The organism is Paenibacillus sp. FSL M7-0134 (assembly GCF_038007865.1).
GTDB lineage: Bacteria > Bacillota > Bacilli > Paenibacillales > Paenibacillaceae > Paenibacillus > Paenibacillus polymyxa_B.
Genome location: NZ_JBBOXV010000001.1, coordinates 1,998,203 through 2,010,210 on the forward strand (window position 1 = coordinate 1,998,203; position 12,008 = coordinate 2,010,210).

A 12,008-nucleotide genomic window follows, 5' to 3' on the forward strand; every position below is an offset into this window, starting at 1 on the left:
GGTGAGCCTATGGCTTACAAACCCGAACTACTGGCAACTGCCAGCTCTCCGGAGGATGCCCGCCATATGCTGGAGGCTGGAGCTACTGCATTACTTATTGGAGATGACCGCTTTGGAATGCGGCTGCCGGGACATTTTACACCGGACCAAATCCGTGAAGTGGTGGAAGAGGCACGGAAGCATACGGCGCAGGTATACGTATCCATGACGAATTTGATGACGAACGAGCTATTGCCGCTCCTTCCCGAATATGTGCAGACCCTAGCTGGATGCGGCATAGACGCCATTGAGTTTAATGATCCCGCAGTGCTCATGGCCGTGAAGGAGTACGCCCCGCATCTTAAGCTGTTCTGGAACGGTGAGATGATCTCCACCAACTTCGCAACCGCCAACTATTGGGGTGAAAAAGGAGCCTCCCGGGTCATTTTGGCTCGTGAGCTCAGTATGGATGAAATTACCGAAATGATACCAAAGTTGAACATAGAAGCACAGGTTCAGGTACATGGCATGACCAATATTTATCACTCCAAGCGTAAGCTTGTTCAAAGTTATATGCTGCACCAGGGACGTAATGTAGAAGGCGATTTGGGTAGAGGGCGCGGCTTGTTTCTGATTGAAGCAGAGCGAAAGGAAGAGAAGTTCCCCATCTACGAGGATATTAATGGGACACATATTATGAGTTCAGATGATTTTTGTATCATGGAGGACCTGCATATTCTGATGGAGGCGGGCGTGCATAGCTTTAAGATCGAGGGCTTATTGAAACCTACGGCTTACAATGAGGCGGTTGTTCGTGCTTATCGTAAAGCCATAGATAATTATACAGCTGACCCGGATGCTTATGCTTATGATGAAAGCTGGCTGGATGAAGTTCGCCGTCTTCAAGATCCGGAACGGGAACTTTCCTTCGGATTTTTCTATAAAGAGCAGGTTTATTAATTTTAAAATGAATTCACAGAGGGGGGAACGTCATGGGGACGATAACCAAAACGAGAAAATATATAGGTAAACGGAATCGTCTGGATAAGCCGGAGCTATTGGCTCCTGCCGGAAATCTGGAAAAGCTGAAGTTTGCCGTTCACTATGGCGCGGATGCTGTATATATTGGTGGACAAAAATATGGTCTGCGTTCTAACGCCGATAATTTCAGTTTTGAAGAAATGCGCGAAGGTGTAGAATTTGCTAACAAGTACGGTGCTAAGGTGCTTGTAGCCACCAATATCTATGCCCACAATGAGGATATTGCCGGAATCGAAGAATACTTGCGCAATCTGTACGAGGCAGGAATTCATGCCGTTATCGTCGCTGATCCGGCTATTGTATCCGTGGCATTGCGTGCTGTTCCTGGATTGGAAGTGCATTTGAGTACACAGCAGTCCACACTGAACTGGCAAGCGGTAAAGTTTTGGAAAAACGAGGGACTACCGCGTGTGGTACTGGGACGTGAGACCAGTCTGGAGGAAATCGAAGAAATTAAAAAGCATGTGGACATCGAAATCGAAGCATTCGTCCATGGTGCGATGTGCTCTTCATTTTCCGGCCGCTGCGTGTTGTCCAATCACTTTACAGACCGTGATTCCAATCGTGGAGGATGTTGTCAGTCTTGCCGCTGGAAATACGATTTGTTTGAGGATGCCCGCCCAGGTGAGGTTTGGATATCTGAGGAAGAGGCACAGGAGAGCAATGCACTGAAACAGTTCCAGCTTGGTGTTAACCAGCTTCCACTGTTCGAAGAGAGCGATAATGCCTTTTCTATGGGTTCCAAGGATCTGTGTATGATTGAAAATGTCCCTGATCTGATTGATGTAGGTGTAGACAGCTTTAAAGTGGAGGGACGTATGAAGTCCATTCACTATGTGGCTACCGTCGTGAATGTCTATCGTCAAGCGATTGATTCCTACATGGCAGATCCTGAAAATTATGTGCTCAAACCAGAATGGATTGAAGAAATTAACAAGGCAGCCAATCGTCCGTTGAATACAGGGTTTTTCTACGATACACCGGATCATGAAGATCATATTTATGAGCCGGAAGAAAAGGCAGTCCCTTATGATTTTGCCGGACTGGTCATGGACTACGATGCCGCGAGTGGCATTGCAACCATTCAACAACGGAACCATTTTAAACCAGGGCATGAAATCGAATTTTTCGGTCCGAACGGAACATTCTTTAAACAAACGGTCGGAACGATCTGGGATGAGGAAGGCAACGAATTGGATGCTGCTCGTCACCCGCTTCAACGAATTAGAATGAAGGTAGATCAGCCCGTATCGTATTTTGATATGATGCGTAAAAAGAAGTAAATAAGCCTTAAGTCACAGGTGAAAAGATTCAAAAGCCTCTCCTATCGGTTGGAGAGGCTTTTTTTTGAATAGTTTTCTAGGAAAAAAGTTTCACAAAATTTAGTTGATACTCAAAGGAAAGCTACATTCCTTGTCGAATAGTTCCGATAGAAGTTATATAGATAATAGATACATAATGGATGACGTGGAATTAGAAACTAATTATATGGTGGTAGGTGAGAGAAATGGGTTTACGGAAAAAAGAGGGGAATACAGCAAAAAGGCAACCCAAGAAAACGGATCAAATGCAGGGTTTGAAAGGCAGTAAAGTGACAACGGATAAAGAGGAACAAAAGGTTGCGGTGTCTTCGAAGGTTGCCCCCTGGGTAGCTAAGGCAACTCGTAAAGGTACACACAATTTAAAGCGTTTACTTAAGCCGGAAAGGTACAGTAAAGATTTCATGCATTTGGTCAAAAACTATAATCCGATACGTTCGGTTGGAATGAAGTTGTTTCTGATCTTTTTTGCGGCAATTATGTTATTTGTGGTCAGCTTGGGGATGCTCTCATACTACAAGGCTAAAAGTACGATTGAGCAAAATGCAGCTACGGCTTATCAGCAGACCGTTCAGCAAACTTCAGAAAAGCTTGATATTATTCTAGAGCGCTTTCAAGACACATCAACACAGGTATTTTTCGATACTGAATTAAGTGATCAGTTGCAAAAGGCTGTAAAGCAAGATAAAAATCCCTTTGCATCTTTTGTTGCTATGGGCGAAGTGAATAAGAAGCTAACGAATCTTGCTTTTACGAATAAAGCGATTGATTCAATGTACTTGTACCCGGAAGAAACCAATTTAGCTGCTATGGGCACCGGAACACAAAAGGATGTACGGCAGGAAGCGTGGTTTAAGGATATTTTGAAAAACAAAGGAATTGTTTGGCTACCTACGCAGGTGAATGACAATGGTAGCAAGACCTTTCGTCTGGCACGCTCCATGAACAGCATGTCCGGGTTGGGAGGGACTTATGTTCTGGTTATGGATTTAAAGTCCAGTGCGGTGGAGGACGAGTTAAAAGGTATTAATTTGGGTTCAGGCAGTATGATTAGTCTTGTGACAGACAAGGGTGAGTTTGTAGGTTCTAACAATGAGGGCTTGGCAGGAGGAAAGACAAAGCTGGATTACGTGTCCAAGCTTGAAGGGATCGAAGGAAATCAAATTATGGAGCAGGAAGCAGACGGCAAAAAGCAAAGTGTGCTTGCGGTTCATAATACACTGGGAACTTCCAAGTGGATTCTCGTGGGTGTAGTACCTGTATCTGAGCTGGTGAAAGACGCTAAGGGGATACTAACTACAACCTGGATATTTGCCGCAGTGGCTGCACTCATTGCATTGTTCATTGGCCTGTGGATCGTGCGTCTCGTGGCTCGTCCATTGACACATCTGAAGGATTTAATGGTCGAAGGCGCCAAAGGCAACTTGCAAATCCGAACGAACTATAAGGCTCAGGATGAAATTGGGCAGTTGTCAGAAAGCTTTGATACGATGATGGAGCAAATTACATTGCTGGTAGAACAGACGAATGCCTCAGCTCAGGAGGTTCTGAATACAGCGACGGAACTAGGCGATGCCTCGAAGAAGACAGCCATTTCAGCCAAAGAAATTGCAGCAGCAACGGAAGAGATTGCTCATGGCGCCGCCAGTTTGGCAACAGAGGCTGAACGTGGCAGCGGACTTACCGGGAATATATCTCAGCAAATGGATACGGTTATGGCTTCCAATCATGAAATGAGTCTGGTCGCACAAGAAGTTGAACAATCCAGTGAACAAGGGACCATTCAGCTGAAAAATCTATTGAGCAAGACTAAGGTTACGGAAGAAACTACGCATGCTCTGGTGGGCAAAGTAGATGAACTGAAGAAGACAACTTCCGATGTCTTTAAGGTGCTGGACGTATTACAGGATATTGCTAAACAAACGAACATTCTATCACTGAATGCGACGATTGAAGCAGCACGAGCGGGGACGGCTGGGCGTGGTTTTATGGTGGTAGCTAATGAGGTTCGGCAGTTGGCTGAACAATCACGTCAAGCTATTCGTACGGCTACAGGCATTACTAACAACATCGTCAATGAAATGAATGAAACGGTACAGGCATTATCTGAGGTGTACCCGCTGTTCCGGGAACAGATGGGAGCCGTGCAGGAAACAACGGACATTTTCCAATCGGTTCAGCAGCAAATGGGAGAGTTCGCGCTACGATTGGGAACGGTCACCGCCTCCATTCATCATCTGAGTGAATCGCAGACCACTTTGTCCGAGGCAATGACCAATGTAAGTGCGGTGGCCGAGCAATCCTCGGCTACTTCGCAGGAAGTCGCTTCCCTCAGCACTGAACAGGCCAATATCGGAAATCAACTGGTAGGTTTGTCGGATAAGCTGGAAGGAGTATCGGTGAATTTGAAGGAACAGCTTTCGCGGTTTACGGTGTAGATATAACAAAACCATGGGAATCAGGATTGTCACTGATCTCCGTGGTTTTGTACTTTTTATTAGTGGATTTGCTTAATAATCTCTCAAGAAGGAAAGCGAAAGATGAATACAAACACAAAGGTAGCGTGGGTTGTACTGGCCATTACCATTTTTATTACGGTTTTTTATTCGTTAGACGGGTTTTTAAATTGGAGCCCAGAAGCAGACATCACAAGATACAAATAAATTTGGAAACCCATTCACGTTAAAAGTTGAGTGGGTTTTCTTTTTCAACTACAGGACATACTACTGGAAAAAAGATGAAAGAAGGATGGGTGTGCCGAGGCGTGGTAGCAGTTTCATACGAAAACGTCGAATTGCATATATGGCCTTGGGGGTGATGGCGCTACTGCTGATTTTATTATTCCGACTGGCTTGGATTCAGGGGACAGCGGGCATTCATATGTCCGTTTATGGGGGGCATTCGCTTAAGGAAATGTCAGCACGTCAGCGACAGGAGGGCATTTCTATCGACTCTGGACGTGGACAGTTTACAGACCGGCATGGGCAACCCTTGACTGGCGGAGTCGTATGGGCGCCAGTGCTTTTTCCCGATGTAGATGGCAAAGCGGCTTTACATGGCGAAGAACTGGCCAAGCTACTGCGTACGAATAAAAAGCAACTACTGATACGCTGGAAAGGACTGCAATCCCCGCTCATATGGCGAGATGGGCGCGGAGAGCCCGTACAAATCAATCCGAATGAAGCAGGCAAGCTGCTGAAGCTAGCTCCTTCGCTTATTGAGCTTGTACCTTATGCGAAACGTTACAGGGATTTGCCCAATGGCAGGCAATGGCTTGGCTTTCTGTATGAACGTGCCGACCGAGCGAGTGAACTGCCGATGGGGGCAGCCGGGCTGGAAAGAACGCTGGAGCCGCTGCTGAGCGGCGTCGGTGAAACGTTCGTCTCCCGATTTGTAGATGCGCAGCGTCGTCCATTGACTCATATACCGTTGCGTGTCAGTGCTCCATCCAATGGTCACTATCCTTTACAAGTGCAGACTACAATTGATCTACCTATACAGGAACAGATTGAAAAGCTGACGGAATCTAGTCATTTGGCAGAAGGGGCGGTGGTAGTGCTCGATGCAGGCAACGCGGATGTACTGGCGATGGTGTCTCGCCCTTTTTATAATCCCGGGCATGTTGATCCGCAGAAAAAAACAGACTGGTCTAATCGTGCCCTCAAGGCGATAACGCCTGGATCCATTTTTAAGTTGGTTACGGCTGCTGCTGCACTTGAATCAGGTGTTGTCCAACCGCAGGAACAATTCCATTGTCATGGAACTTATGGCAAGTACGGTTTGGCTTGCTGGAAAAAAGAAGGACACGGTACCTTGAACCTGGAGGAAGGGCTTGCCGTATCCTGTAATAGTGTGTTCGCTCATCTCGGCGAACGGCTTAATCCTAAGCAAATTCAGGCCACAGCCTCTGCACTGGGATTGAGCCGAACTGTGGGCTGGCAGGAGCGGAATCTTGCAGGACTACCTCAATTCAGACCGCTGGATCACGAAGAAAAGGGAGCCGTATTCGGCTCCCATACGAACGCGTCTGATCCGGGCGTACGTGTACAGACAGCTATCGGTCAGCGCGATGTGCTGGTAACTCCTCTCCAAGCTGCCAATCTCATCGTCACCTTGTTGCACGAGGGTCAAGTACATGCACCACGCCTCGTCAAACGCATCAGCTACGCAGACGGTAGCACCTTACTGGAACTACCTGCTCATGCTGCACCTTCACCCGAGGGCAGCCGTTTGATTCACACATCGACGGCTCGCACGCTTCGTGAAGCAATGGAAAAGGTTGTGACACAGGGGACTGGTGTCTCCTTGCGTAATAAATCATGGAATCTGGCCGGCAAATCGGGTACGGCCCAAGCTTTAAAGAACGGTCAACCTATAAATCACCAGTGGTTTATAGGGTATGGTCCGATAGAGCGGCCTCGTTATGCGGTCGCCGTCCTTGTGCAAAATGCTTCAACACATTCTGCAAATCAAGCTACAGTACTGTTTGGTCAAGTAATGGATCTGTTAGCTCAATCCTCCTGAGTACCACGAGTAGCTTCACGATCTTCCTCCTGGATTTTTACGATAAACGGGGGCTCGTCAAATTCCTCTGTCGGAAACCGAATCCATTTCTGCAGATAGCCTTGCTGCCACAATTCCTTGAGCAAAATGATCAGAATGGGAGACAGGATTAATCCGGCCAGTCCAAAGATGGACAACGATATAATGGCAAAGGAAAGCATCAGATAGGCAGATGAAACACCGATGGAATTACCAGTGATTTTAGGCTCTGCCAGCTGGCGGACGATCACCGTCACAGCCATGACAATAAGCAGGCCTACAGCCAGGCCGGTATTGCCTGTGATGAACAGATACACGGCCCACGGAATAAAAATAACAGGCACACCCAGCAAGGGCAGAATATCAAACAAAGCTGCCACGAGCGCCAATGAGAGGGCATTATCCACTTGCAAAATGAGTAAACCTATAAATACGAGAACAAAGGTAATCCCTACCAGTAGAGCTTGAGCCTTGAGAAAAGCGGAGATAGCTTTAAGTACGTGATTTTTTAGAAAAAGGTAAGCAGTTTTTAGTGTCTTGGGTGTTTTACTACGAGCAATGCCCTTCCAAAGATTAATTTCCATACTTAAAAAGAACGCTAAAATGATGGCAATGGCAAAGTTGCCCATAAAAACAGTGAAAGAACTGAGGAACTGTATGAAAAAGGATAATCCTAGCTGTGCCCACTTCGTAGCAATGGTGGTGGCAGTCGCAAAATAATCATTTACACGTTCAGTAACACTCGGAGGTAAAGCAGCGATTTTATCTTGAGAAAGATGAAGATATCGCGTGAATTCCGCTTGGATGATCTGAGTATATTGTGGGAGGTTTTGCGCGACTTTCGTAAATTGCGTAACCAGAATCAGGCCCAATCCGAAAAAAATAGCAAGTAAGAGGATGATAAATAGCAATACGGAGAGTGCGGAGGCAAAAGGCTTTTTCATTCCTTTCCGATGAAAATAACGGGCAGCAGGTTCAATGCACCAGAACACGACGAACGAAAGGAACACAGGTGCGGCAAGTTGATACAGTTTGCTGGATACGAACATAATTAAATACACGGTTAATACGATCAAACCGATATCAAAAACGGTACGCCAATATTTTTTGTACAAGGGAAGCATATGTATACAACGACTCCTTTTAGATTTTTATTTATTGTACACTAAATTGGACCTCAATGCTGACCATATGCAATAGCGAAATCTCGGCATGTTTGCTTCATTGTGATAATATATAAGTAAGTGAGTTTTCCTCAGGAAGCCTGCTTGGGGAGTTCAGAATAGAAAAGTGGGGATAAAACGTGCAGACTTTGCTGTTATGGATGTTTTACATTTCAACTTTTTATGCTTTTATTCCGGCGCTGGTTAGTCGTATATTTGGTTTCCGGGTGTTCAGGCGCGGCAAAAGTGAGCAAGAATATGCACTCACCTTTGATGATGGCCCTGATCCAGTGTATACATCACAGCTGCTTGATTTACTGAAGCGTTTTGATGCCAAGGCTACTTTTTTTGTTGTTGGGATGAATGCAGAAAAACACCCTGAGCTTCTGAAACGCATGCATGATGAAGGTCATCTAATCGGTATTCATAATTATGTGCACAAATCGAATTGGCTTATGAGGCCTGTTACCGTCAGAAGACAAATTGCTCAGACAGAGTCAGTCATTCGTCGAGTAACTGGCGAGGGAACGACCTTTTATCGCCCACCTTGGGGGATAGTGAACTTTTTTGATATTTCCAACACCCATGGTCGTCGAATCGTATTATGGTCCTCCATGTTCGGGGACTGGAAGGCCAGCATCGGAGCGAAACAATTAGCGGAGAGAATGCTCAAAAAGCTGAGGGGTGGCGAGGTGATGCTGCTCCATGACTGTGGTACGACATTGGGGGCAGACGTGGAAGCGCCCCAGAATATGCTAATCGCACTGGAGAAGTTGCTGAGGGTCGCCCAAGAACGACAATTACGCAGCGTACGGGTGGATACATTGTTTTGCCGTCAGTCTGTCAATAAACCTACTGCCTCCGAGATGTCCAGTACGGGCTGGTTAAAAAGAACGCTGGTATTTGGATGGCTCCAGTATGAGCGGCTATTCCATGTTTTGTTTCGTCTTCGTCCCGTAAGCAAGGAGGATACGATCTTTTATTATCGTCGCCGTATCTATCATGGGCCAAATGTAAATATGGAGAACAGCAGGTGGTTAGAAAAAGGGGACCCGATAATTGAGCTTCATTTTGATAATAGAAAGTTATTTCAATTGGGTTCGACGGCAAAGTCGATGGTACATCTAGCTATTCAATTAATTCGGATTGTAAAAAAACAACTTCCTGATCTGGCCCAACGCATTGTACATGATTCTGAAATGAAGGGTGTAAAGGCGATATACGCAGTAAGTATGATTCATCGGGGACCAGAGAAGTTGGGATTTCAAGTTCGGGAGCTTCCCAAAGGACTGTTTAAGCATGTGTCCACTGTATATCTAAAGCTGTTATTTCGTGTTATCCATCCTTTGGGTTCAGAGCAATTGAGTGAAAAAAAAGATGTAATGGTACCGAAACTGATTGTGATGCCAATGGATACCTTGTTTGACCGTTTTCATCAGGGAGGCTTACACCGCTCAGACGAAGCTCTTGAGCAAACAGCACAGCGAGATGATGTCCATACACTCAACAGCGAAATGACTGAATAGGCTAAACCTAATGACCTAATAAAAAAATCCTCTCGATCCTTTGTTAGGGTCGAGAGGACTTTTAGCTGTTTATAAAGTAATCCTATCTTGGCAACGCATTTAGATTTTCATAATTCCGCCGTTACTTGCGTTCGTTACCAGCTTGGAATAACGTGCCAGGTAACCCGTTTTTACCTTCGGCTCAAAGCCTTTCCAGTTGGCGCGACGACGTTCAAATTCTTCGTCCGTAATGTGGAGCTCAATCTTACGATTGTTTAAGTCCAGCTCGATGATATCGCCGTCCTCAACAAAAGCGATAGGTCCGCCTTCTGCGGCTTCAGGGGAAATATGACCGATGGAGATACCGCGGGAAGCACCTGAGAATCGTCCGTCTGTAATCAGACCCACCTTGGCACCAAGCCCCATGCCCACGATTTGTGAAGTTGGAGCGAGCATTTCAGGCATACCAGGTCCGCCCTTTGGACCTTCATAACGGATAACAACAACGTGTCCTTCATTAATTTTACCGTTGGCGATACCTGCCAGTGCATCTTCCTGTGAATCAAAGCAGATAGCAGGACCTTTGTGATAACCACCAACCGAAGGATCAACTGCACCGACTTTAATGATGGAGCCTTGCGGTGCCAGATTACCGAATAATACAGCTAGGCCGCCACGTTCAGAATAAGGGTTGTCCAGTTTATGGATGACGTTAGTATCCAGAATTTCCTGACCTTCTACGTTTTCACGAATAGTTTTTCCGGTCACAGTAATACAGTCTCCATGCAGTGCGCCCGGTTTCTTCAACAATTCATTCAGCACTGCGCTTACGCCGCCTGCATTATGGACATCCTCAATATGATAGTCGGAAGCAGGTGCCAATTTGGACAAATGAGGTACGCGGTTTGCGACTTCATTAATACGTTCGATAGGGTAGTCAACTTCTGCTTCATGGGCAAGTGCCAATGTATGCAATACTGTATTCGTGGAACCGCCCATTGCCATATCCAATGCAAATGCATTATCAATAGCCTCTTTAGTCACGATATCACGTGGTTTAAGATCAAGCTTAATCAATTCCATTAATTGGCGTGCAGATTGTTTAACGAATTCTTTACGTTCTTCTGCTACTGCGAGAATGGTGCCGTTACCGGGCATAGCCAGACCCATTGCTTCTGCGAGACAGTTCATGGAATTCGCTGTGAACATCCCTGAACAGGAGCCACATGTCGGACAGCCATATTGTTCTAATTCAAGCAAGCTTTGATCGTCGATTTTACCAGCCTGATATGCACCTACGCCTTCGAAGACGGAGGTCAGGGAAATAGAGCGTCCGTTCTTGTCTTTACCAGCTTTCATAGGACCGCCGCTGACGAAAATAGTTGGAATGTTAACGCGCAATGCGCCCATCATCATGCCAGGGGTAATTTTATCACAGTTAGGAATACAAACCATGCCATCAAACCAGTGAGCGGAAACGACAGTTTCCAGAGAGTCAGCTATAATTTCGCGGCTTGGCAGAGAATAACGCATACCGATGTGACCCATGGCAATGCCGTCATCTACACCGATGGTGTTAAACTCGAAAGGTACACCGCCTGCCTCACGAATGGCTTGCTTGACAATTTTCCCGAATTCCTGCAAATGGACGTGGCCCGGTACGATATCAATATACGAGTTGCATACCGCAATAAACGGTTTGTCAAAATCTTCTTCCTTGACACCCGCTGCGCGCAGCAAGCTGCGGTGAGGAGCGCGGTCAAAGCCTTTTTTAATCATATCGGAACGCATTTTCGTCTTAGCTGTCATGATGCTGGTTTCCCCCCAAAGTATAAAAATAGTATGGCGTTCAATGGACGCCGTAATAGCGCAGATGTTTTCTAAAGAGTCTATCATAGATGTGAGCTTTTTTCTACATATATGAAGATTTTGAAAAAGTACAAGAAGTGTTCTCTAATCAACAATATATAGATATGACCAGTTTTATTTGTCTATATATTGCATTTAGAAGAGTTAGAATTTGATTCTATTAAAAATATGTATACTGACATGTTTGCGTATCAGTTAAAATATGAAAGAGCCCATTCTGCAATAAAGCGGATGGGCTCAAGCTTGTTTTATGTTAAAGGAGGGCGGAGGATGACATTACACCTTAATTTCTGCCGCCTTTACGACCGATGTCTCTGTAGAAATTTTTGTCATGCGACTCAGCCGTAGCATCGCCGCCTTTTTTGCCGATTTCCTGATAAAATTCTTTATCGTGAGAGTTTGCGGTTGCTTCCCCGCCTTTTTTACCAATCTCCTGATAAAATTCCTTATTGTGCTTCTTGGAAGTAGCTTCTCCACCCATACGACCTGCTTCTTCGCGACTCATTTTCCCCTGATTTTGATTACGTGCCATTACAAATCACTCCTTAATAAAAAAGTTGTTTTTTGTTGCGCGCATCCTTTACTTACCA

8 protein-coding genes are annotated in these 12,008 nt (G+C 45.7%); 5 read left to right on the top strand and 3 right to left on the bottom strand.

All coding sequences use genetic code 11. From position 1 onward, the window contains the following. Positions 1–9 precede the first annotated feature (9 nt). The 4 genes from NSQ58_RS08985 to NSQ58_RS09000 all read left to right on the top strand — a co-directional run bounded on the left by NSQ58_RS08985 (position 10) and on the right by NSQ58_RS09000 (position 6,863). Positions 10–939, top strand: a complete 930-nt coding sequence (locus NSQ58_RS08985) for a peptidase U32 family protein (RefSeq protein ID WP_023989901.1) — start codon at positions 10–12, stop codon at positions 937–939. Between the two features lie 32 nt (positions 940–971). Beyond that, positions 972–2,303, top strand: coding sequence for a peptidase U32 family protein (locus tag NSQ58_RS08990; RefSeq protein WP_013311519.1), 1,332 nt, complete (start codon positions 972–974; stop codon positions 2,301–2,303). 224 nt (positions 2,304–2,527) lie between these two features. Beyond that, positions 2,528–4,777: a methyl-accepting chemotaxis protein gene (locus tag NSQ58_RS08995; RefSeq protein ID WP_023989900.1), complete on the top strand. Its 2,250-nt coding sequence runs from the start codon at positions 2,528–2,530 to the stop codon at positions 4,775–4,777. Positions 4,778–5,087: 310 nt separating this feature from the next. Then, positions 5,088–6,863, top strand: a complete 1,776-nt coding sequence (locus NSQ58_RS09000) for a peptidoglycan D,D-transpeptidase FtsI family protein (RefSeq protein WP_341057206.1) — start codon at positions 5,088–5,090, stop codon at positions 6,861–6,863. On the opposite strand, the gene NSQ58_RS09005 is transcribed toward NSQ58_RS09000, so the two are convergent. Continuing rightward, entirely contained in the window at positions 6,851–8,005 is a 1,155-nt protein-coding gene (locus tag NSQ58_RS09005; protein WP_023989897.1) for an AI-2E family transporter, read from the bottom strand. The genes NSQ58_RS09000 and NSQ58_RS09005 overlap by 13 nt on opposite strands. Before the next feature lie 179 nt (positions 8,006–8,184). Between NSQ58_RS09005 and NSQ58_RS09010 the strand changes: the two genes are divergently transcribed. After that, a complete protein-coding gene (locus tag NSQ58_RS09010) occupies positions 8,185–9,570 on the top strand; it encodes a polysaccharide deacetylase family protein (RefSeq protein WP_338532749.1) in 1,386 nt (461 codons plus the stop codon). 99 nt (positions 9,571–9,669) lie between these two features. Here the strand turns inward: NSQ58_RS09010 and ilvD are convergent, their stop codons facing one another. Both ilvD and NSQ58_RS09020 read right to left on the bottom strand, forming a co-directional pair. After that, positions 9,670–11,358: a dihydroxy-acid dehydratase gene (ilvD, locus tag NSQ58_RS09015; protein WP_023989895.1), complete on the bottom strand. Its 1,689-nt coding sequence runs from the start codon at positions 11,356–11,358 to the stop codon at positions 9,670–9,672. A gap of 343 nt (positions 11,359–11,701) precedes the next feature. Continuing rightward, the gene (locus NSQ58_RS09020; RefSeq protein ID WP_023989894.1) at positions 11,702–11,950 is read right to left on the bottom strand and encodes a KGG domain-containing protein; all 249 of its coding nucleotides are present in this window, start codon (positions 11,948–11,950) and stop codon (positions 11,702–11,704) included. Positions 11,951–12,008 lie beyond the last annotated feature (58 nt).